At 71.0% G+C, this 20,819-nt stretch carries 21 protein-coding genes, 1 pseudogene and 1 CRISPR repeat array; of the genes and pseudogenes, 5 read left to right on the top strand and 17 right to left on the bottom strand.

Going from position 1 to position 20,819, the window contains the following annotated elements; translation table 11 throughout:
* Positions 1–125: 125 nt before the first annotated feature.
* The 3 genes from ABD385_RS33945 to ABD385_RS41440 form a co-directional block, all read right to left on the bottom strand.
* On the bottom strand, positions 126–932 hold the full coding sequence (locus ABD385_RS33945) for an SDR family oxidoreductase (protein WP_344583195.1): 807 nt from the start codon (positions 930–932) through the stop codon (positions 126–128).
* Between the two features lie 386 nt (positions 933–1,318).
* A complete protein-coding gene (locus tag ABD385_RS33940; RefSeq protein WP_344583193.1) occupies positions 1,319–1,603 on the bottom strand; it encodes a hypothetical protein in 285 nt (94 codons plus the stop codon).
* A 618-nt stretch (positions 1,604–2,221) separates the two neighbouring features.
* Positions 2,222–2,862: a CRISPR direct-repeat array (repeat unit 29 nt; unit sequence CCGCTCCCCGCGCCCGCGGGGATGAGCCC).
* 51 nt (positions 2,863–2,913) lie between these two features.
* A complete protein-coding gene (locus tag ABD385_RS41440) occupies positions 2,914–3,201 on the bottom strand; it encodes a hypothetical protein (RefSeq protein ID WP_425585539.1) in 288 nt (95 codons plus the stop codon).
* A 104-nt stretch (positions 3,202–3,305) separates the two neighbouring features.
* Here ABD385_RS41440 and ABD385_RS41435 point away from each other — a divergent pair, with 104 nt between their 5' ends.
* Complete coding sequence (locus tag ABD385_RS41435; protein ID WP_425585538.1) at positions 3,306–3,497, top strand: hypothetical protein; 192 nt, start codon at positions 3,306–3,308, stop codon at positions 3,495–3,497.
* A 138-nt stretch (positions 3,498–3,635) separates the two neighbouring features.
* Positions 3,636–4,379: an SDR family NAD(P)-dependent oxidoreductase gene (locus tag ABD385_RS33930; protein WP_344583191.1), complete on the top strand. Its 744-nt coding sequence runs from the start codon at positions 3,636–3,638 to the stop codon at positions 4,377–4,379.
* Here the strand turns inward: ABD385_RS33930 and ABD385_RS33925 are convergent.
* The 5 genes from ABD385_RS33925 to ABD385_RS33905 form a co-directional block, all read right to left on the bottom strand.
* Complete coding sequence (locus ABD385_RS33925; protein ID WP_344583189.1) at positions 4,365–5,423, bottom strand: bile acid:sodium symporter family protein; 1,059 nt, start codon at positions 5,421–5,423, stop codon at positions 4,365–4,367. The two genes, ABD385_RS33930 and ABD385_RS33925, sit on opposite strands and share 15 nt — an antisense overlap.
* Before the next feature lie 114 nt (positions 5,424–5,537).
* On the bottom strand, positions 5,538–6,401 hold the full coding sequence (locus ABD385_RS33920) for an isocitrate lyase/PEP mutase family protein (protein WP_344583188.1): 864 nt from the start codon (positions 6,399–6,401) through the stop codon (positions 5,538–5,540).
* A gap of 457 nt (positions 6,402–6,858) precedes the next feature.
* A complete protein-coding gene (locus ABD385_RS33915) occupies positions 6,859–7,674 on the bottom strand; it encodes a PIG-L deacetylase family protein (RefSeq protein ID WP_344583187.1) in 816 nt (271 codons plus the stop codon).
* Between the two features lie 115 nt (positions 7,675–7,789).
* Positions 7,790–8,038, bottom strand: coding sequence for a hypothetical protein (locus tag ABD385_RS33910; protein ID WP_344583186.1), 249 nt, complete (start codon positions 8,036–8,038; stop codon positions 7,790–7,792).
* A 172-nt stretch (positions 8,039–8,210) separates the two neighbouring features.
* Positions 8,211–8,645 (bottom strand): VOC family protein, encoded by a 435-nt coding sequence (locus ABD385_RS33905; RefSeq protein ID WP_344583184.1) that lies wholly within the window; start codon positions 8,643–8,645, stop codon positions 8,211–8,213.
* Positions 8,646–8,818: 173 nt separating this feature from the next.
* On the opposite strand from ABD385_RS33905, the pseudogene ABD385_RS33900 reads away from it, so the two are divergent.
* Positions 8,819–8,968 (top strand): annotated as a pseudogene (locus tag ABD385_RS33900) (IS630 family transposase); the annotation flags it as partial.
* A gap of 139 nt (positions 8,969–9,107) precedes the next feature.
* Here ABD385_RS33900 and ABD385_RS33895 read toward each other — a convergent pair.
* Both ABD385_RS33895 and ABD385_RS33890 read right to left on the bottom strand, forming a co-directional pair.
* A complete protein-coding gene (locus tag ABD385_RS33895) occupies positions 9,108–9,485 on the bottom strand; it encodes a nuclear transport factor 2 family protein (RefSeq protein ID WP_344583182.1) in 378 nt (125 codons plus the stop codon).
* An 80-nt stretch (positions 9,486–9,565) separates the two neighbouring features.
* Positions 9,566–10,006 (bottom strand): VOC family protein, encoded by a 441-nt coding sequence (locus ABD385_RS33890; protein WP_344583180.1) that lies wholly within the window; start codon positions 10,004–10,006, stop codon positions 9,566–9,568.
* Positions 10,007–11,098: 1,092 nt separating this feature from the next.
* On the opposite strand from ABD385_RS33890, the gene ABD385_RS33885 reads away from it, so the two are divergent.
* Together ABD385_RS33885 and ABD385_RS33880 are read left to right on the top strand one after the other, a co-directional pair.
* Positions 11,099–12,076: an esterase/lipase family protein gene (locus tag ABD385_RS33885; protein ID WP_344583179.1), complete on the top strand. Its 978-nt coding sequence runs from the start codon at positions 11,099–11,101 to the stop codon at positions 12,074–12,076.
* 248 nt (positions 12,077–12,324) lie between these two features.
* Positions 12,325–12,726, top strand: coding sequence for an ACT domain-containing protein (locus ABD385_RS33880; RefSeq protein WP_344583177.1), 402 nt, complete (start codon positions 12,325–12,327; stop codon positions 12,724–12,726).
* Between the two features lie 3 nt (positions 12,727–12,729).
* Here the strand turns inward: ABD385_RS33880 and ABD385_RS33875 are convergent, their stop codons facing one another.
* From ABD385_RS33875 to ABD385_RS33845, 7 genes are all read right to left on the bottom strand, one after another.
* Complete coding sequence (locus tag ABD385_RS33875; protein WP_344583175.1) at positions 12,730–13,542, bottom strand: fumarylacetoacetate hydrolase family protein; 813 nt, start codon at positions 13,540–13,542, stop codon at positions 12,730–12,732.
* A gap of 90 nt (positions 13,543–13,632) precedes the next feature.
* Entirely contained in the window at positions 13,633–14,802 is a 1,170-nt protein-coding gene (locus ABD385_RS33870) for an enolase C-terminal domain-like protein (RefSeq protein WP_344583174.1), read from the bottom strand.
* Positions 14,799–15,737 carry an alpha/beta hydrolase gene (locus ABD385_RS33865; RefSeq protein ID WP_344583172.1) on the bottom strand — a complete coding sequence of 313 codons (939 nt, stop codon included), beginning with the start codon at positions 15,735–15,737 and terminating at the stop codon, positions 14,799–14,801. Before ABD385_RS33865 ends, ABD385_RS33870 begins: the two co-directional genes overlap by 4 nt.
* Before the next feature lie 62 nt (positions 15,738–15,799).
* Entirely contained in the window at positions 15,800–17,500 is a 1,701-nt protein-coding gene (locus ABD385_RS33860; protein ID WP_344583170.1) for a GH3 auxin-responsive promoter family protein, read from the bottom strand.
* Positions 17,501–17,642: 142 nt separating this feature from the next.
* Positions 17,643–18,587: an NAD(P)-dependent oxidoreductase gene (locus tag ABD385_RS33855; RefSeq protein WP_344583168.1), complete on the bottom strand. Its 945-nt coding sequence runs from the start codon at positions 18,585–18,587 to the stop codon at positions 17,643–17,645.
* Between the two features lie 40 nt (positions 18,588–18,627).
* Positions 18,628–19,395, bottom strand: a complete 768-nt coding sequence (locus ABD385_RS33850; protein ID WP_344583167.1) for a class I SAM-dependent methyltransferase — start codon at positions 19,393–19,395, stop codon at positions 18,628–18,630.
* Positions 19,396–19,793: 398 nt separating this feature from the next.
* The gene (locus ABD385_RS33845) at positions 19,794–20,645 is read right to left on the bottom strand and encodes a helix-turn-helix transcriptional regulator (RefSeq protein WP_344583165.1); all 852 of its coding nucleotides are present in this window, start codon (positions 20,643–20,645) and stop codon (positions 19,794–19,796) included.
* Positions 20,646–20,819 lie beyond the last annotated feature (174 nt).

Below are 20,819 nucleotides of genomic sequence, written 5' to 3'. Positions count from 1 at the left end.
AACGGCTCGATCAGCAACCACAGTTCATCCGACACGATCCACGGCCGTGCCTGTCTCTTCCCCACGACCAGACCAACGAGCGGACAAGCCAACAGTCACATGATCAACCACTTCTGTTAGGACCTCTAAGGGGTACCCGTTGCGGTCGTCGCGGTGCCGCCGTCTACCGGGATGATGGTGCCTGTGAGGTAGGACCCAGCCCGGCTGGCGAGAAACACGGCGATACCCGCCATGTCGTCGTCGCGGCCGAGCCGGCGCAGAGGGGTCGCCGCCGCGATCGTGTCGCCGATGGCATCGAGCGTGGACGCCATCATCTGCGACGGGAACACTCCCGGTGCTACCGCGTTCACCGTGACGTGCTGTGGGCCCAGCTCTCTGGCAAGCACTCTGGTGAGTTGATGGAGTGCCGCTTTGCTGCTGGCGTACGAGTAGTTGGGCGCCTGGGCGACGTGGATGGCGGCGATACTGCCGATGTTGATGATCCGCGCGGGATCATCGGCGGTGCCCGCCTTGCGAAGTGCGGGGAGCAGCGCCTGCACGAGCCAGAACGGCGACTTGAGGTTGAGGTCGATCACTGCGTCCCAGGCCTCGTCAGGGAACGTCTCCAGCGGCTCGCGCCACATCGCTCCCGCGTTGTTGACGAGGATGTCCAGGCGTTCCGAGTCGGCCTTGACAAGATCAGCGAGGCGCTGACACTCGTCGTGCCTGGACAGGTCGGCGGGGATTGCTTGAACGTCGCCGAATTCGGACAGCAGACGCTGTGCCTCCGCGCACGTGTCTGCCTTGCGTGAGCTGATGACGACGCGGGCGCCCGCCTGGAGAAGGCCGCGCGCAATCATCATCCCAATGCCCCTGGTGCCGCCAGTGACAAGGGCGTACTTCCCACTCAGATCGAAAAGTTCTGTGTTAGTGGTGAATTGGCTGTCCGCCATTGGTCTCCGTCCCTTCTGTCGTGGAAGAAAGCGCCGACACGGTCGCGCATTCGGGGCAGCTGAATTGAACTGATGGAGGTGAAGCTGCAGCGCGTGTCTATGGAGTGTTGTCGGCGCTTTCGACTCAACCAGGTTGACAGGCGTTTGGGACGCCTGGGAGACCCTGGTGATACAGGTACTGTGAGATCCCCCCTTGCCTGGTGTGCTGACTCACTCAGCTGAGGTCCACAGGCATCCGCACGAAGCCCACGGTGACGTGACGGGTGGTGCCCACGACATCTCCGCCAGGAAGAGCCGGTCACGTGCGTGTAGGGGGCTGAGGTGTTCGTCGACGGCCCGGCGGAGTATTCGCCCGCAGGGTGAACAGACCCCGTAGCCCGGCCTGGTCACGTCAGCGAGGACACGTATTCGGACGTATTCGGACCAGTTCGCGCCGGCGAGCGTGGCCCAGTGTTCGGCTGTCTTGGGGTGGATGCCGAGCGGTCGGCGATGACCATGGGCGGTAGGTCTACCAGGGCATCCGTGGGGACGTCTATGACCTGCTGGATGCCGTTCGGCAGCGGCCGAATGCCTGGGTTCGTAAAGGCTCGTTGCAGGAACTGGCGGTGATGATGTTCGGCTATCACCTGGCCCTTCAGGTCCACGATGTCCATGAGGCATTCGAGTTCCACCGCGGGAGTGGAGGTTCTGCCTCTTGGCTCAGCAGGACCCGTGGAGGGTCGATGGCGACCGGGTGGGACGCTGCGATCATGGAGAACCTGCCTGGTGCGCCTCCGCTTGATGCCTTCTTCCGGCTCGCGGACAAGTACCGAGAGTTCACAGGTCAGCAAGGTTGTGAACTGTCTCGGCCTGGTCTCTGTTCAAGCTGATCACGCGGGTTGGGGTTCGTAGAAGGTTCCGTCCGACAGGGCCTGTGCGGTTGAGGCTCACTACGTCGCGACTCCAGTGAGTTCGCGTGCGGGCGCTTGGCGTCTTGTGCTTCGGAGGTCTTGTGCTCCTGGTCAGTGCTGGATGGTTGGGATCGGCCGGGTCTTCCTTCCCGCGGTTCGTAGCGAACTGCCTGGCGCGGATGCGGTTTTACACCCGGCGCGGTAGGAGGGGGAGTCGGGCGTCGACGGGGGTGTCTCTGGGGTCTTGGCGGTTTTACCCGAGGGGGCTCGGAGTGAGGGCGTAGCCTGTGGCGTGGAGGTATCTCTGACTGAACGGGTTCCTGTTTCTCCCGTATGCCCTTTTCTCTCATCCTTGCTGAAACAAGCGCCGCCCCTTGATAAAAGTGCAGCTCACGAAGACCGCTCCCCGCGCCCGCGGGGATGAGCCCTCCAGCTTCCAGCCGCATCGGATCGGGGTCGGCCGCTCCCCGCGCCCGCGGGGATGAGCCCGGGTGATGCCGTCACAGTGACGGCTAGGGTGCCCGCTCCCCGCGCCCGCGGGGATGAGCCCATCCACGGCTGACCACGTCACCGAAAGGCCCGCCGCTCCCCGCGCCCGCGGGGATGAGCCCAGCCAGTACCCACCGGCCGGCGCCTTGGTGAACCGCTCCCCGCGCCCGCGGGGATGAGCCCCCCCCCGACTGGATGCGCCCGGAAGCAGATGGAGCCGCTCCCCGCGCCCGCGGGGATGAGCCCGCCCGCGCCCGCAAGATCGCCTACAACGCGTCCCGCTCCCCGCGCCCGCGGGGATGAGCCCAGCAGCACGTGGTAGTGGCAGTGCCAGCCGTTCCGCTCCCCGCGCCCGCGGGGATGAGCCCAAGCGGATTATCCTGCCCATTTCGGGAAATCCCCGCTCCCCGCGCCCGCGGGGATGAGCCCGACATCGACAACCGTCTGCTGCCCAGGCTTCACCGCTCCCCGCGCCCGCGGGGATGAGCCCGGGCCGCCGGTGAGGAGCAGCGGCTGGCGGCGCCGCTCCCCGCGCCCGCGGGGATGAGCCCCGGACACCGAGCCCACCACGCCGCCCACTGTTCCCCGCGCCCGCAGGGGTGCTACCGGGCGGGGCCCGTGAGGCGTTGCACGGTTGCGACGAATGGGCGGGTGAACAGGCGCTGCGTGGAGTGTTCGCCGTACCGGGTGGTGTGGTCGTGGACGATCTGGTGGTCGGTGTCGGCGTGGTTGTGCCAGTCCAGGACCTGCTTGGTGGTCCGGTCCTCGAGGGCCAGCTCCTGGTCCTCGTCGGCGTCCTCAAGAGCGACTGCCAGCCCTGCCCGCTCCGTGAGCAGTGCAGGACCTCCAGCATCGGCCGGCGCCTCACCCCGCAACTCCGCGACGAACACGCGGCACTCTGTCAGGCCCGCGCGGAGCAGAAAACAGACACCTGGAAAGCGCGCTAAAAGACCCGCGCCAGAGTCGAAGGAACGATCTCGCAAGGCGTCCAGCGTTGTGGGTGGGTGGCCTGCGCAGACCCCGCTACCAGGGCCTTGCGAAGGCCAGCCTCCAACGTCAGCTCACCGGCGCCGCCATCAACCTCGTCCGCATCGACGCCCACACCTCCGGCACACCCCGCACCCGCACCCGCACCAGTAACTTCGCAGCACTTCGCCCCGGCGACTCGGCCGGCGAGGCGGAGTGATCAAGAAGTCGGATCAACCAACAGTGCTCGATTCGTGGACGGGGCCGCGGCCGGTCTTCCCTCTCCCACCGTGCCGTGCGAGGGTGTTGAGCAAGATCGTCGCGGCCGCCGGGCCGCTCGACCGCTGGAGGACGCCCGATGGATCGGAACCGCACCGTGCTGGTCACGGGGGCCGCGCGCGGCATCGGTCGCGCGATCGCGACCGCCTTTGCCGCCGACGGCGACCGGGTCGCGTTGCACTACGCCTCCCGCCGGGAGGAGGCCGAAGAGGCGCTGGGTGCGCTGGCGGGCAGCGGGCACGTCCTGGTACAGGGGGACATCAGCACCCCGGACGGCGCCGCCGCGGTGGTCGCCGCGGCCGTCGAAGCGCTCGGCCCACTGGACGTGCTGGTCAACAACGCGGCGCTCAACGTCGAGCACCCGCTGGACCGCACCACCTTCGAGGACTGGCAGGACGCCTGGCGGCGCACCGTCGACGTGAACCTGCTGGGCACCGCCCACGTCACCTACTGCGCGGCCCGGAACATGATCGAGCACGAGATCCGGGGCCGGATCGTCAACGTCGGTTCCCGCGGCGCCTTCAAGGGCGAGCCCGACCATCCCGCCTACGGGGCGACGAAGGCCGCGGTGCACGCACTGGGCCAGTCGCTTGCGGTCTCCCTCGCCCTGCACGGCATCACGGTCGCCTCCGTCGCCCCCGGTTTCGTCGCCACCGAACGGGTCGCCGACCGGATCAGCGCGACCATCGAGGAGCAGAGCCCGTTCGGCCGGGTGGCCGCGCCCGAGGAGATCGCCGCCGCGGTGAAGTACCTCGCCTCACCGGAGGCGGTTTGGTCCTCGGGCGCCGTGCTAGACGTCAACGGGGCGTCATACCTGAGGTGACTCCGTGGTGCGGGCGGGTGCCTGGGGCGCCGGCTCCGGGGGCGGGGATGCCGGCGCGGGCCAGCGGCGTGCGAGGTAGGCGCAGAGCACGAGTTGGAGCGTGTGGTACAGCATCAGGGGCAGCACCACGACCCCGATCCGGTCCGGTGGGAACAGCACGGTGGCCATCGGCAACCCACTGGCCAGGCTCTTGTTGGAGCCGCAGAAGACGGCCGTGACCCGGTCGGCGCGGGACAGTCCCACCAAGCGGGCGGTGCCGTGGGCGGCGGACAGTGCGAGGGCCAACAGCAGTGCGCAGACCCCGGCCAGCAGCAGCAACCGCGCGGGCGGGATGCGGTGCCAGATGCCGGCGGTCATGCCGTGGCTGAACGCCGAGTAGACCACCAGCAGGATGGAGCCGCGGTCGCACACCGTGGTGAGGATCCGGTGCCGGCCCAGCCAGTCGGCGATCCACCGCCGCAGTGCCTGGCCGGCGAGGAACGGCAACAGCAGCTGGACCGCGATGTCGAGGAGGCTCGACGGGGTGAGCGGTACGTCACCGACCCCGGCTCCGGTCTGCCGCAACAGGGCGACCGCCAGCAGCGGGGTGAGCAGCACGCCGAGCACCGTGGAGAACGACGCCGAGCAGATGGCGGCGGCCACGTTGCCGCGCGCCATCGAGGTGAAGGCGATGGCCGACTGGACGGTGGACGGCAGCACGGTCAGGAACAGGACGCCGGCGGCCAGTTCGGGACTGAGCACGCTCGGCGGCAACAGTCCGATCACCAGGCCCGCGGCCGGGAACACCAGGAACGTGAGGCCGAGGACGGGCAGGTGCAGGCGCCAGTGCCGGACGCCGTCGAGGGCGGCCTGTGGCGAGAGCCGGGCGCCGTACAGGAAGAAGAGCAGGCCGACCGCCAGGCGGGCGGTGAAGGAGACGCCGTCGGCCGCCGCCCCGTCGGCCGGGGCGAGGGCCGCCAGGCCGATGACGCAGAACAGCGCGACGACGTACCAGTCGACGCGGCGCAGCACCCGGCGGGCGCCGCCGGGGGAGTGGTGCGGCACGGATTCCTCCGTCGGGAGGTGGGAAACGGTGGGTGGACGGTCGGGGCCGCGCCGCGCGGCCGACTGACGACCAGGACGACGGCGCGGCCCCATTGCAGCTGCTCAGGTCAGGCGTCAGCGCACGGCGTCGGCCGGGAGGGGGTCGTGGTGGCGGCTGATGTTCTGCTCCAGCAGCGCCAGGCACTCGGTGACGCCCACGGCGTCCGGGGTGTGCTCCGGCAACCGACCGTCGGCCCGCTTCAGGTCGTCCAGCGCCCGGTCGATGGCCGTCTGGGCGGCGAACAGGCAGGGCGTGCTGTAGATGGCGACGTCCACGCCGAGTTGGTGCAGTTCGCCCAGCGACAGCCGGGGTGACTTGCCGCCGGCGATCTGGTTGAAGAGCAGCGGCTTGTCGTCGATGACGCGGCGCACCTTGTGGATCCAGTCGACGCTGCGCACGCCGTCCACCAGGATCACGTCGGCGTCGGTCGCGGCGAGCGCCTTGGCGCGGCGCAGGATCTCCTCCTCCTCGGTGGCGTCGGTGCGGGCGACGACGACGAGGTCCCGGCGTGCCTGGAGGACCAGGTCGAGTTTGGCGAGGTACTCCTCCAACGGCAGGACCTGCTTGCCGTCGACGTGGCCGCAGCGCCGGGGCCGTTGTTGGTCCTCCAGGATGACGCCCGAGGCGCCGACGGCCTCCAACTGCTGGACGACGTGGCACGCGGTCTCGGGGTCGACGTAGCCGTCGTCGATGTCGACGAGCAGGTGCTGTTGGGGGAAGGCCAGGCGGAGCCGCTGCACGAAGCCGACGATGTCGGGCCAGGCGATGAACCCGATGTCCGGCAGGCCGTAGTGGGACGCCGCGAAGCCGAAGCCGGAGACGAACATCCCGTCGTAGTGACGCGCCGCCAGGGACGCGGAGAACATGTCGAAGACGCCGATCAGCGGGGTGGTGCCGGCCGCTTCTATCGCGGCTCTTAATCGATCGGGGTGGTTCACGGTACCCTCCGATGCGTGGTCGCGTGGACTGCGCGTCGTGGTCGACCCGTTGCCTGCCAGAGCTGGTGGTCGGTACGACGCTTCACGGGCCGAACAAACCGGGGGCACGCTGAGTGGCGTGCCCCCGGTTTTTGCCTGCGTGTGCTGGCTCGTGCGGGGTGCGGTGGTCGCCCTCCGTGACAGCAGGTTAGGAAAAGGAATGGTCATGTGACAACCACGAATTGGCAATGACACCTGGTGGGCGTCGTTTTTGAGCCGCACCACCGCGATGGGCGGGGTGGTTGCGGCGGGTGCGGCGACGGGGGCAAAGCCGCTCCGAACACCGGGTACGGCCGCTTGGTCCAGACAACGCCGGCAGGCGATGCGGTGCAGCCACCACCGGTGAACTGGCTTGATGGGATGGATGCAGCGGACCGGACGGCGCCACCGGGGGACACCGCCGGTCCCGCGGCCCTCACTACCGACGCGGACCCTGGCCGCCGCCACCCGCCACACCCGGCTCCACCCCTCGGCAGGTCAATTCCGTTTGCCCGCCGGCCGACCCGGACCCGAGGTCGTGGCGGACGTACCACTCCGTCGCCAACAGCCGTTCCCGCTCGGCCGGCGCCATGCGGGCGAGCCGGCCCGGCAGGGCGCCCCGTTCCACTTCGCTGCGGTGCGCCAACACGGCACCGATCTTCTGCCCCAACCACGGGCGGACGTCGACGGCCGCGCCGATCCGGTCGTCCGGCACGCTGTACATGGCGCGGCCCTCCCTCATCAACGACCCGCCCAACTCCCGTGCTGCGGAGTCGGGATGCGTGGCCAGGTACAGGGCGCACGGCCGCCAGGGGGCACCCGCCTCCGGATAGAGGCCGGCCCATCCGGATGCCTGGACCGCGAGCACGGTCAGCCGGTGGGTCTGGCGGTGGTCCGGATGGCCGGTCAGCCCACCGTAGGCGTCATGCGTGACGACGACGTGCGGACGCACCTCCCGCAGGTGCCCGACCAGCCGCCCCACCGCCTCGTCGAGCGGCGCGTCACAGAGCCGGACGCCGCCGGGGGCCGACTCCGGCACCCGCGCGTCGGCGTAACCGAGCATCCGCGGCGCGCCGGCGCCCAGGATCCGCAGGGCCGCCGCCAACTCCGCGCCGCGATGCGTCCGTCGAGCCCAGGTCGCCGTGACGACGGCGGTCCGCGCGCCCGCGGCAGCATGCCGGGCCAGCACTCCGCCCGCCGACAACGACTCGTCATCCGGGTGCGCGAACACCGCCAGGAGGCTGGGCAGGGACATCGTCGGATCACCCTTCCGCTGCGGGGTCTGCGGGGTCTGCGGGGTCTGCGGGGTCTGCGGGGTCTGCGGGGTCTGCGGGATCTGTGCGAACTGGCGCGGCTCGCTCAGGGCTCTCCTACCCCTCCGGCCCGGCCTCCTTCAGCAGCAGCGCCAGTGCCAGCGCGGTCTGGGTCGGCATCCTCAGCACCACGTCCTGGCCGTCCGCGCCGACCTGGTGCCGTTGGCCGTGCAGGACCAGTGCTCGGTGGAGGAGTTCGGCGGCGCTCAGGGTGGGGTTGCCGCCGACGTGTTCTTCGAGTTCGTCGAGGGCGTCGGCCATGAGCTGGTCGAGGGTGGGTTCAGGTGGGTCGTAGGAGTACGACATGGGTGGATCTTGCCGTGCGGGAAGGAGCCGCGGGCCTGGACACGCCCCAGCCGAGGGAGATTCGCTCGCTGAGCGGCGAGCACCCAGGGCGTGGCGTGGCGTGGCCGGCCCGTGGCCCCCTTCTCAGTCGAACCCATCGGCGGGAGGTCTCCCTCGCCGTCGCCGAGGACGCTCAGTCGAGGCAGAACTCGTTGCCCTCGATGTCCTGCATCAGGATGCACGACTCGTTGTCGTCATCGGCCAGCAGCGTGCGCAGGTGTGTCGCACCGAGCGCGACCAGTCGTGCGCATTCCGCTTCCAGTGTGGCGAGGCGCTCGTCCGCCACGAGTCCGGTGCCGACCCGCACGTCGAGATGGACCCGGTTCTTGACGACCTTCCCTTCGGGAACGCGCTGGAAGAGCAGGCGCGGGCCCACCCCCGATGGATCGCTGCAGGCGAAGTAGATGACCTGGTCTTCAGGCGGCAGCGAGCGATGGTAGTCCTCCCAAGTGGCAAACCCCTTCGGGATCGGCGGTACGACGTACCCCAGCACCTCGCACCAGAAACCGGCGAGGCGCGCAGGCTCTGCGCAGTCGAAGGTGACTTGGAACTGCTTGATCGATGACATCGGCGCAACATAGCAGGTGGGCTCTGTCGCTCATCTCCCGGCGTGGAACCGCATGTTGCCGGGGGGCGGCCCCTGTTGGGCAGAACCCAGTGCTCTGACCGGGAAGGTTCACCGGGTTGGTGGTCGTGACGGTTGGATGTGCGGTGACGTCCGATCCGAGCGCTGGCGGCGCGGTGGCTGAGCCTGTCCGTGTACGCAGGCTGACCGACCAGGAGGGGCAGAAGCTGCAGCAGACCGTGCGCCGGGGCAGCACCAACTCGGTGCGCTACCGGCGCGCGATGATGCTGGCCACGGCCGGCGGGAACCGGGTGCCTGTGATCGCCCACACGCCCGCACCCGCAGCGAAAAGGGCATTCGCTGGGGCGGACGCCCCCTCAACACCGCGGCCTGACCAACCGCGAACAGCAGCCCTTGAACGCCGACGGGCCAAGTTCGGGAGAGGGACGGCGACAGAAGGATGACTCAGGAGGCGAACGGCTCGATCTCCCCCGCGAAGACGATGACCTGGTCGATGAGGCTCCGTCGCAGATGGACGACATCCGTTCCCGCCAGGCGGGGGCCTCCACCAGGTGTGGTGAAGACCCACTGGTACCGGGCCCATTCGTCAGGCATGTCCACCGCTGAGCAGCGCACCATCGTGCCGGTCCCCGCCGGGTGGCGTCGGATGTCCAGCACGAACCGCTCGACCGCCCCGATTCCTTCGCTGCGACCCAACGGCCCCCAGAAGACCACGTCTGAGGTCAGGGCCTGGCAGAGCAGGGCAGTCACAGAGCTGTCGTCCGAGGCGTTGAACGCGGAGATGAACGTGTCGATCGCGGAGCGTGCGGTCTCTTCCTGCATGTCCCAGTAATACCAGCCTTTCGCGTGCGCTCGTCCAACGAGCCGCCTTCCGATCACGGTGAACCTTCCCGGTCACAGCACTAGCCGATCCGTTCGGCCAGGGCGACGATGATTCCCGAGGGGCCGCGGAGGTTGCAGAGTCGGTAGACGTTCTCGTACTGCGCCACCTCGCCGAGGAGTTCGGCGCCGTGGCGGCGCAGGCGGGTGATCGTGTCGTCGATGTCGTCGACGGCGAACATGACACGGTGCAGGCCCAGAGTGTTGGGCGGCGGGTTGGGCGGTCCGGCAGTGATCGCCGCGGGGTTGTGGAACTTCGTCAGCTCCAGCTTGTCGTGGCCGTCCGGGGTGCGCATCATCGCGATGGCGCTGCGGACCCCGTCGAGGCCCACCGTCTGGTCTGCGTAGCGTCCCTCGATCTGGGCTTCGCCTTCCAGCTCCATGCCGAGCTCGGTGAAGAAGGCGACGGCAGCCTCAAGGTCGTCGACGACGATGCCTACGTTGTCCATCCGCTGAATCGTCACGGGGTGCTCCTTCTCTGTCGTGCAGTCCGTTCTGGCTACTGGTACCCCTGGGACGGAGCCGGTGCCGCATTCTCGACACCCGGAAGTGTCCGGGAGGACGTTCCTGAGAATGAGGAAGAGGGGCGCCGAGGCGCGTTGGCCGCGGTGCCTCCTCGCTGGGCCCGGTGGCTGGCTGCCGGCTCCTGGAGGACAACAGCCCGACAAATCAGGTGAGTTGGCGATCTTGCTGACCTGGTTTGGGGCGTCGGCGTTCCGAGTTGCGTACAGAGGATTGCCACGATGACTGACAGCTGTGCCTCGCCCGATCGCCCCACCCCAGCAGAGTCGATGGCCCACGATCCGCAGGCGGTCGGACAGCTCCTTGCGGATCACTGCGGCACGCAAGGCGGCCAGGGTGGCGCTCCGGCCCACCTGCATCTCCCGTCGGAGCACCTGGACGTACGCCCCTGGCTCAGGCCCGTGATTGCCGGCGTCATGGCCCGGCTGGACCACCTCGACCTGCGGTCGTTGACCTGGGGGCCGGTGCACGGAGACCCGGCTCCCGACGTCTTCCGCCTCGACCCGGTCAGCGTGTGTGCGGGACGATCGACTGGAGCGGGGCCGGTGTGCCGGGCAAGCCGCCTCCTTCGCCGGTCGGATCGCGCGTGCGGACCAGACGGGTATCGATGGCCCGCAGGTGAACGAGGCGGGGCTGGAAGCCGCACGCCGGTGGTTCGCTGACCAGGGCGCAGACCGGGACGGCGACCACTGATCGTCGGGTCGCCTGTCGCCGACCGGGCGAGTGTCGGACTCGCGGCTCGGTTCGTCCGCGACGTCGCCCATCCGGGCACCGGCATCGGGTCCGGTCTCGGCTGGCGGGTCCTGCGCCTGTTCTGTGGGGCGGGGACGTGGGATGGGTGAGGGCGGTCCCGATCGACTGGCGGGGCGCGCGGCCCGTGCCGGCTTGGGTCCTTTCGCCTTCACTTCGCTGGTACAGAATGATTACCAGCCGTAACTTACCGGTCGGTCACCACGTTGGCCCTTGCGATCCCGGGCCCCGGCGCGCGGCTCACGGATCAGTTCGGAGTCGCCTTCCCCCGCAAGGAGCACCGTATGAAGCTGTCTTGGCCGAGACTGCTCACCGCCCTCCCGGCGGTCACCCTGGCCGTGGGCCTCACCGTCTCGCCCGTCGCCGCCCACCCGGCGGCCACCGCACCCGTCGGCTCGCCCGCCCGCCTGCCTGCCGCCGCGCTGCCCCGGGGACCCTTGGGGCAGCCCCTCCTCAAGCCGTCCGCCGTGCACGTTCCGCACCACGCCCCGTGGGCGTTCCCGGCCAGCAGGGGATGGAACAACTTCGCCTGCAAGCCGTCCGCCCGCCACCCGCGCCCGGTCGTCCTCGTGCACGGCACCTTCGGGAACGCCATCGACAACTGGCTTGGCCTGGCACCCTACTTGGTGGCCCGCGGCTACTGCGTCTTCTCCCTGACCTACGGCGAACTGCTGGGCCTCCCGCTCGTCGGCGGGCTCGGTCCGATCGACCACTCGGCCAGGCAACTCGCCCATTTCGTCGACCGCGTGCTCGACGCGACGGGCGCGGGCAAGGTCGACCTGGTCGGACACTCGCAAGGCGGCATGATGCCGCGGGTGTACCTGAAGTTCTATGGAGGCCGCCACAAGGTGCACACCCTGGTGGGGTTGGCGCCCGACAACCACGGCACCGACCTGCACGGCCTGGCCCATCTGGTGGACATCGCTCCCGTCAAGCAGACCCTGCACGCGCTCACCCCCGGACTGATCGAGCAGAAGACCGGTTCCGCCCTGCTGCGCCGTCTCAACGCCGGCGGCGACACCCTGCGGGGCATCCACTACACCGTGATCGCCACCAAGTACGACGAGGTCGTCACGCCGCTCGGCTCGGAGTTCCTGCACGGACCGCACGTCCACAACCTCCTGATCCAGGAGCTGTGCCCGGTCGACCTCTCCATGCACGCCAGCCTCGGACTCCTCGACCGGATCGCCTTCCACGCCACGGCCAACGCGCTCGACCCGGCCCACGCCACCCCCACCACCTGCGCCTCCGTGCTGAGCTGACGGAGGTTCCGGCCCGGCACCGTGCCTGGGCGCGGCGCGACCAGGCTGGAGAGGGCGGGCGCACCTCTACCGCCTGGCGCGCCCCTGGCCGGCGGCGGAGAGCACGGACGCCGAGGGAACCAGGCCCGCCTGGTCTTCCTCGACGAGGGTGTCCGCAACCTGTACGCCGACTGGCGGGGCAAGGCGTCCGACGTGGCCGGCTCTGCGCCGGCGCCAACAGGGTGCGCCGGCCGGATAGCGTGTGGGGCGTGGCTGGTGAGACTGATCTGCAGAAGTTGTTGGGCGGGATGCGTCCGCAGGTGAACCCCGGGCGGTACGTGTTCGCGACGGTCGAGGGCGGAGTGCCGCCGGGCCTCGCCCCGGTCGTCGCGGTCGCCGAACCGGAGGGCCTGACCCTGGTCCTGCGGCAGGAGGACGCCGATGCGGCAGGGTTGGCGTACACGTACGTGGCGGGTTGGATCACCTTGCGCGTCCACTCGGCCCTGGAGGCGGTCGGCCTGACCGCCGCGGTGGCCACGGAACTCGCCGACGCCAGCCTGAGCTGCAACGTCGTCGCGGGCTTCCACCACGACCACCTCTTCGTGCCCTACGAGAGCGCCGGCCGGGCGGTCGCGGTGTTGGAAGACCTGGCGGGACGTGCGACGGGGTAGCCGTCAGGCTGCGGTGGTCCGGGAGTCGGTGGGGGCGGCGACGGGGTTGCGGAGGGTGCCGAGGCCGTCGACGTCGATGGTGACGGTGTCTCCGGGGGCCAGGGCGGCGCTGCCCTCGGGGGTGCCGGTCAGCAGGACGTCGCCGGGGAGCAACGTCATCAGACGGCTCACCTCGGAGACCAACACGGCGGTGCTGCGGGTGAGGTGGGCGGTGCTTCCCTTCTGGCGCACCGCGCCGTTGACGCGGGTGGTGATGAGGGCCGCGGCGGGGTCGAGGTCGGTACTGATCCACGGGCCGAGGGGGCAGAACGTGTCCATGCCCTTGGCCTTCGTCCACTGGCCCCCGTCGGTCCCGATGTCCCAGGCGGTGACGTCGTTGGCGCAGGTGTAGCCGAGGACGTGGTGCGCGGCGCGCTCGGGCGGGACCGAGCGGCAGGTCCGGCCGATGACGACCGCGAGTTCCCCCTCGTACCGGACGTCCTGGGAGAGTTCGGTGAGCACGATCGGGTCGTTCGGGCCGACGACGGACGTCGGTGGCTTGAGGTGGATCACCAGGTTGTCGGCGGCGTCCGGCCGACCGCCGTAGTTGCGGCCGATGACCACGACCTTGCCTGGGACGACCGGCGCCAGCAGCCGGGCGGTCGCCAGGGGGACGGTGTCGCCCGTGGGGGCCGGGGCGGTCCGGTCCGTCGTGTCGGCGAGGGCCGCGATGCCGTCCGGGCCCGCCGGGAGCGTCAGGAGTCGGATGGTCTCCCGGTCCCGGTCCACCAGTCCGTACCGGGGACCGTCGGGCGTCATGAGGCGTGCGAGGTCCATGGCGGGGCTCCTTTTGAGTGTGGGGTTCTCTGCGGTTCCGTGCGGGCCGGTGCGGGGGGCGGTGGTTGGCGCTGGTGGTTGGTGGGGCGGTCAGTCGGTGAGCTGGGTGGTCAGGGCGGTGGTCGGGCGCAGGCCGTGGCCGGGGCCGGCGGGGGGCGGGGCGGTGTGGTGTTGCCGGTCGACGGCGTAGGGCGGGTCGGTGAGCGGGGTGGGGAACCATGCGTCCTGGCGGCCGGCTTCGACCGCCACGACGTCGCCGAGGCGTGCCGCCAGGGTGCGGCCGATCGACCACAGCGGGCCGATCTCGCCTACCTGGACGCCGAGTTGGACGCGCAGGCCGAGTTCGCGGGCGCGCACGGCCGTCCGCAACGTGGGCAACAGGCCCCCGCACTTCGAGATCCGGAGGTTGACGAGGGAGGCGGCGCCGGTGGCGGCCGCCCACGCCACGTCCGTGGGGTCCATCGCCGATTCGTCGAGCATGACCGGCGTGCCGCCCTGTTGGATGCGGCGCAGGGTGGCCCAGTCCCGTGGCGCGGTGGGTTCCTCCAGCCAGTCGAGGGCGGCGCGTTCGCGCAGCAGCCGGGCGCCCCGCTCGGCGACGTCCGGCGGCCACCCGCCGTTGGCGTCCACGGACAGCCGCACCGAGGGGCCCAACAGACCGCGCACCTGGAGCGCGCGTGCGGCGGTCTCCTCCGGGTCGGGCAGTGCCTTGAGCTTCACGTGGGTGAGGCGGGCCCGGGCGGCGGACGACAGGGCCGACAGCTGTTCGGTGGGCGTGCGGCTGAGGTCCACCACCTCGCTCACCGCCCGGGGGACGTTCTCGGTGGTCAGCACGTCCGCCGCCCACGGGCAGGCGTCCAGGACCGCGGCCACCGGCAGGCCGTGGCGTCGGCACAGGGCGTCGAGGAGTGCGGTCTCCAACGCGGCCGCGGCGGCCGGCAGCGGTCGCAGTCCACCCAACAGGCGGGGCAGGTCGACCGCGGCGAGGGCCGCCACCGCGCCGGGGAAGTCCGCCGCCCCGTCGAGCAGTGCGACGAGCGCGGACGGGTCGAGGGCGCGCAGGGCCTGCACGGTGCCGGCCACCGTCTCGCCGGTCACGTACGGGCGGGGTGCGCCCTCGCCCCAGCCCGTGACGCCGTCCCACCGCAGGGTGAGCAGGACGGAGCCGGAACGGGCGTGGGCGTGTCTGGCGTGCGCGAAGGGGCGGTGCAGGGGGACCTGCGCGGTCCGCACGTCGAGGACGTCGAGGGTGGGCTTCACCGCCGGCCTCCCGGGCCGACGGCGCCGGGTGCGGCGTGCCGGACGGGCCGCGGGGGCAACGGGGTCGCCCCCGAGGCGCCTCCCGCCCCCGCCGCGACGTCGGCGAGCCAGTCCCAGAACTGGTCCCGTACGGGGGAGAACTCCAGGTAGTGCCGGTCGGCGTCGAAGTGGGCGTCGACGGCGTGCGGGCACATCCGGGCGAGCGTCGCGCGCGCGGCGTCCAGGTCGATGACGGCGTCCCGTTCGGGCCGCGCGAAGTGCACCGGGACCGCCGGACGGCCGGTGTGCCACGGGGCGCCTTCGGTGTAGAGGAGTTCCAGTTCCGCCATCACGGCACGGAAGCCGTCCGTGACTTGGCGGAGCATCGCGTGGTCGTTCGCCATGAAGCTGAGGTAGCGCTGCTCGCCGGTGTAGTCCTCGTCCTTGAGGGTCACGGGGGAGGTGTGGTGGCCGTGGAGGGTGCGCATCCGGTGCACCCCGTCGCGGCCGTGCCTGGCCTGCTGCTGGCCGAGCGCCGGGGCGCACAGGACCACGCCGTCGGGGGCGATGCGGCCGGTGGTGAGCAGGGCGGCCAGCAGGCTGCCGCCGAAGCTCTGGCCGACCGCGGTGATCGGCGGCCCGCCGGGGTGGGCGGCCCGGACGGCCGCGAAGGCCGCCGCGTAGTCGTCCAGTGCGGTGGCGGCGCGGTCCAGGTGACCGCGCGGTCCGCCGCTGGCTCCGGAGCCGCGGCGGTCCGGTGCGTACACGGCGATCCGGCGGCGGGCCAGTTCCGGACCGGTCTCGAAGAGCCAGCCGGCGTGGCTCTGCAAGCCGTGCACGTAGAACACGGCGGCCTCGGGGTTCTCGGGGACCCACTGGTGCAGGGCGAGGGGGATGCCGTCGGCAGCGGTGACCGTCTCGACGCGGTGCACCCCTGCCGGGCGTTCTTCGGTCATCACGTGGCAGTCATCTTTCCGGGGGAGGGGCGGTGGGGGCTGGTCCGCGACGTGGCGGGGCGTCAGCCGTACAGCGGCAGGCCGAGATCGTCGATCACGGTCAGCAGGGTGTCGTCGTTCTGGATCCAGTGGTGCTTGATCTGCATCGCGGCCGCGCCCTTGCGGCGTTGGGCCTCGGCGATGGCGAGGAAGCTCTTCGGGGCCAGCGGGAGCAGTCGCAGCGGGCGCAGTCGGTCGCTGCGGCGCTTCTCGGCGTACTCCGGGTTGCAGTCCTGGAGCGCGGCCTCGACGGCGGCGGTGAAGCCCGCGCGTTCGGCCGGGTCCGACTGCGGGTCCCACTCCACGGCCAGGACGTAGCCGGGCGGGGTGCCCCAGGACGGGACGCAGGTGAACATCGGCAGGGTGCCCCGGGGGCCGCGGTGGGCGGTGCGCACCGCCTCGTAGACGTGGGCCTCGGTGAGCTTCTCGCCGGTGAAGGAGCTGCCGAAGCCGGCCCGTCCCGCGAACTCCAGGCGCGGCAGGGCGCCGACCCGGCCCAGTACGGTGTAGACGTCCCCCACGTCGTAGCGGTAGAGGCCGTTGGCCTGGCTCATGACGAGCCGGTAGGAGCGGCCGGTCTCCACCTCCTGCGGGTCCAGGGTCGCGGCGGCCGGATCGAGCGGCCCGCCGTCGTCGTCCTCCCGGCACGGGACGAACTCGAAGACGCCCTGGTCGGCGGCGAGCGGCCCGGCCGAGGGGTGGTCGTCGACGGGGATGGTGACGATGCCCTCGGTGCCGGTGGTGCTGAACGGCAGCTTGCGGATGCCGGGCGTGACGTCGTCCAGCCAGTCGCGGTAGAGGCCGGCGGAGGCGGAGTTCCAGCAGACGATGACGGACAGTCGGGGCCACAGGTCGGTCAGTCGCAGACCGGCGGGGCGGTGAGCGAGCGTGCGCGCCAGTCGCCGGGCGAGGTCGGGATCGGCGACGGCGCCGCCGGCCGGGCGCCCGGAGACCGTTCCACGGCCCACCTCGTCCACCAACTCCGCTCCCCGCAGGGCGAGTTGTTCGGCGAGGCCGACGATCTTCGAGGGGTTGAGGGTGACGACCAGTCGGACGTCGGCACCGGCGAGCAGGCGCAGCTTCCGGTAGAGGCTGTCCGCGTACTCCTCCTCGTCGTCGCCGCGCAGCCAGGGCGCGTCGTACCACGGCGGGACCCAGTCCTCGGGGCCGACCGCGGCGGGCCGACGGGAGATGCTGTAGACAGGGAAGCCGTGCAGGCTGCGGGAGGCGGGCGTGCGCTCCCAGGACAGGTCGAGGATGTGTTCGGCGGTGAGGTAGTCGGCGCCGATCTGCTCGCAGTACAGGCCCCATTGGGCGTACAGGCCCCGGCCCCGGTACCGCTCCCGCCAGTGCCGGGTGGTGGGTATGTACTTGGGCAGTCCGCTGGAGCCCGAGGTCTTGAGGAACGCGTACGGCGCGCTGCGGGTGAGGACCTGGGCCTCGCCCGCCAACTGCCGTTCCACGTAAGGGCGTAACTCCTCGTAGGCGCGGATCGGGACGGCGCGCTTCCACTGGGCGAGCGTGGCGACGGAGCCCAGGCCGTGGGCGCGCCCGAAGGCGGTGCTGCGGGCCTGGTCGAGGAGGTCCTGGAGCACCAGGGCGCTCGTCGGGCCGGGGTCGCGGCAGAGTTCCCGCTGCCGGGCCAGGGCCTTCAGGGTGCGCTCGGCGAAGGTCTCTCTCTGGGCGTGCTGCGGAGACGTGGCCGCAGCGATGGGCTGGATCATCCGGTTACCCCCTGTTCGTCCGGTGCGGCGGGCCGGTCGGCCGCCGGCCGCAGCACAGTGACGGGCGTGCGGTTGAGGTGTCGTGCGGTGGGCTGCGGCGCGGGTCCCGACGGCTACGAGGGACCCGCGCGGTGCCGGGACGTCAGACGAGACGCCGGACCGGGCCGGTGCCGGCGTCGCCCGAAGTGGCGAAGGCGAGGGCGGCGGTCAAAAAGCGCCCCACCGCGTCGTCGGTCATCCACGCCATATGCGGCGTGACCAGGGCGTTCGGGTGGCTGCGCAGCGGGTCCCCGGGAGGCAGCGGTTCGACGTCGAAGACATCGAGCGCCACACCGCCCAGCAGGCCGGCGGTCAGGCGTCGGCGCAGCTCGGCCATGTCGAGCAGCGCGGCGCGGGCGGTGTTGACCAGCAGGGCCCGGGGGTTGAGCAGGGCGAGCCGGCGGGCGTCGATGATCTCCTGGGTCTGCGGGGTGGCCCGCAGGTGCAGGCTCACCGCGTCCGCGCTGCCGAGCAGGGTGTCCAGCGGCAGCAGGGCGACTCCGGCGGCGCGGGCGGTGTCCTCGTCCAAGGACGGCGACCAGGCCGCGACCCGCATGCCGATGCCCTGTGCCAGTCGCGCCACCTGGGAGCCGATCTGCCCCCAGCCGACGATCCCCAGCAGTCGTCCGGCGAGTTCACGCCCGGCGGACGGCTGCCAGCCGGACGCGCCGCCGACGGCCGTGGGCACCCGGTGGGCCAGCATCAGCAGCAGCGTCAGGGTGAACTCGGCCACCGAATCGGCGGCCAGGCCGGGGACGTCGTGGACGGCGATGCCGGCGGACCGGGCGGCGTCGAGGTCGACCACCCGGGCGGCCGGGCCGGCCACGACGACCTGCTGCGGCCGTTCGTCGCGCAGCACGCCGGCGTCCAGCGGCCGGCCGTTGAAGAAGTGCAGCACGGTACGAGCGCCACGGATGCGCTCGGCGAGCTGGGACGGAGTGGTGCACGGGCCGTCGTAGACCTCGACCGCGTCGCCGCCCGGGCAGCGACGGACGAGCTCGGCCAGGTGCGGATACCCGTCGCACTCGGGCATGACGAGGCGTCCCACGTTGTTGTTCCTCCCCCGTTGACTGGTGCGGTTCGACCGGTCAGCGCGTGGCCAGGCGGACCCGGCAGGTCCACCACCACGTCGTCCGGTCGGCCATCCGGCGTGCGGCGACCTCGCGCAGCCGGGTCAGGCCGAGCGCGTCCTCGCTGACGCCCTCCTCCAGCAGGGCGATCACCCCGCCCTGGCTGGCTGCGAAGTCGACGAAGCGGGCGGCGTCGCCGGTCTCCTTCATGTGCAGGCACACCTCGTTGACGTGCCGGAAGAGCCCGCTCTCCCGCAGTCGTTGCAGGTGCTCGCTCTTCGGCGCGAAGCTGGGGCGCAGTCCGCGTTCGGCCTCCAGGGCGTGGTGCACGGTCTCGAAGTCGCGGTAGGCGGCGTCCACTTCGGGGTCCACGGCCGGCGGCCAGTCGAAGTCGAAGGCGGCCAGCACGGCGCCCGGCCGCATGATGCGGGCGATCTCCGGGAAGGCGCGGGCGGCGTCGAACCAGTGCAGGGCGTGGCTCACGGTCACGATGTCCGCGCAGCCGTCCGGCAGTCCGGTCTCCTCGCCCGTGCCGTCGACGACGCGGATGCCGCGCTGGGCTGCGATGGCCCGCATCTCGGCGGAGGGCTCCACCCCGGTCACCTCGGGCCAGATGGTGGAGGAGAGGCCGGTGCCGCAGCCGATGTCGACCACGTCCGGGTCGGTGGTCCCGGACCACTGGCGCAGCAGGCTCGCGAGTTCCTCGGGCGGATGGGGGCGGACGCGATCATAGAATTCCGCAAACTTACTGAAGCGTTCCGCAGAGTCAGGAATTACATTCGCCATGGCGATGAAGGTAACACAGGTCTCGGACGTGTGTTGGAGTGATGAACGGCATAGTTAAAAACTTGTCAAATCGGAGGCTGATCTTCGGTGATCCGAAAAGGTGAAGCGCGGTTGGGATAAAAATCAACCTTCCCTCCGGATCGGCGTCCTTGCTGCTCAGAGCCGTTTTTGGAAGGGAAGGCGAGGGTCGGGGAGGTCGCAGAAACCTCCCCTCGGGTATCTTTTAATAACCTTGAAAAATTCCAGCGTCGGGCGTGCTGTAACACCCCAATCCAGTTAAGTGAATTGTCGGGGAAAATCTCCCGGACGGATAATTGAAGGGATACGGCATTCCGGACGAGGGCCAGGGCACTTCCGACCGATCTCCGCGGCGGCCACGGAGATCGATCACAAGCGCCCTAGTCCGACAGGCTCAGCAGCGCCGCGTGGTCCGGGGTGTCCGGCGGGGCCTGGTAGACGACCAGCCGCTGGCCGTCGCTGCGCGCCACGTCGAAGGCCTCGTAGGTCAGCGTCATCCGCCCCGCCGTCGGGTGCCGGTACACCTTGCGGCCGTTGGTGCGCGCCCGGACGTCGTAGCGCCGCCAGAGGGTGGCGAACTCGGTGCTCTGCTCGGCGAGTTCGCCGACGACCTCCCAGAGGTCCGGCGCGCCCGGGTGCACCACCACCGCGGCGCGCAGATGGGCCACCACGCCGTGCGCCACGTCGTCCCAGTTGGCGTACAGCTCCCGGGCGCCGGGGTGCACGAAGGCGTAGCGCGCGGTGTTGCGCTCCTGCTCGGGCCAGTCCTCGATGCCGGGGAAGAGCCGCAGCGCGGCCTGGTTGGCGGCCAGCAGGTCACTGGACCGGCTGAGCACGCACGCCGGGTAGGGGTGCGCGATGTCGAGCATGCGCCGGACCTCGTCCCGCACGGTGCGCACGGCCCGGCCGCGCCGCCCGCCGTCGCCCGGCACCAGCGTCCGACCGCGCCCCAACTCCGCCAGATAGCGGTGCTCGTCGTCGGTCAGCTTCAGCACCCGGGCGATCGCCTCCAGGACCGCGGGGCTCGGCCGTTGCTGTTTGCCCTGCTCCAGGCGCCGGTAGTACTCGATGCTGACGCCGGCCAGGATCGCGACTTCCTCCCGCCGCAGCCCGGCGGTGCGGCGACGGCCCGCCGATGGGGGGAGGCCGGCCTCGTGCGGTGCGACGCGACTGCGCCGACTCCGCAGGAACTCCCCTAATTCCGTGCGATTCCCCGTTAGTACGTCTCCCACCCATGCAGTATGCATCGAACGGGTCGGGTAAGGGGGGCCCTGGCAGGGCCCCTTTACCGGGGCCTGGCCGCCGCGGGCTTCGCCAGGCAGGCTGAACGCACCGCGCCGGTCCGCCGCCGCGGTCTCGGAACGTGACGGGGCACCAAGGCCCACGACGAGAGGACGGTGGGCCCT

The organism is Streptomyces lunalinharesii, from assembly GCF_039532155.1.
In the GTDB taxonomy this organism is placed as follows: domain Bacteria; phylum Actinomycetota; class Actinomycetes; order Streptomycetales; family Streptomycetaceae; genus Streptomyces; species Streptomyces lunalinharesii.
This window is presented reverse-complemented; position numbering and strand designations above follow the sequence as displayed.

Coding starts and splice junctions, on each gene's coding strand:
- ABD385_RS33915 (WP_344583187.1), bottom strand. CDS start 7,674: ATGTCCCTGCCCAGCCTCCTGGCGGTGTTCGCGCACCCGGATGACGAG.
- ABD385_RS33850 (WP_344583167.1), bottom strand. CDS start 19,395: ATGGCGAATGTAATTCCTGACTCTGCGGAACGCTTCAGTAAGTTTGCG.
- ABD385_RS33910 (WP_344583186.1), bottom strand. CDS start 8,038: ATGTCGTACTCCTACGACCCACCTGAACCCACCCTCGACCAGCTCATG.
- ABD385_RS33905 (WP_344583184.1), bottom strand. CDS start 8,645: ATGTCATCGATCAAGCAGTTCCAAGTCACCTTCGACTGCGCAGAGCCT.
- ABD385_RS33860 (WP_344583170.1), bottom strand. CDS start 17,500: ATGATCCAGCCCATCGCTGCGGCCACGTCTCCGCAGCACGCCCAGAGA.
- ABD385_RS33895 (WP_344583182.1), bottom strand. CDS start 9,485: ATGCAGGAAGAGACCGCACGCTCCGCGATCGACACGTTCATCTCCGCG.
- ABD385_RS33865 (WP_344583172.1), bottom strand. CDS start 15,737: ATGACCGAAGAACGCCCGGCAGGGGTGCACCGCGTCGAGACGGTCACC.
- ABD385_RS33945 (WP_344583195.1), bottom strand. CDS start 932: ATGGCGGACAGCCAATTCACCACTAACACAGAACTTTTCGATCTGAGT.
- ABD385_RS33885 (WP_344583179.1), top strand. CDS start 11,099: ATGAAGCTGTCTTGGCCGAGACTGCTCACCGCCCTCCCGGCGGTCACC.
- ABD385_RS33930 (WP_344583191.1), top strand. CDS start 3,636: ATGGATCGGAACCGCACCGTGCTGGTCACGGGGGCCGCGCGCGGCATC.
- ABD385_RS33875 (WP_344583175.1), bottom strand. CDS start 13,542: ATGGACCTCGCACGCCTCATGACGCCCGACGGTCCCCGGTACGGACTG.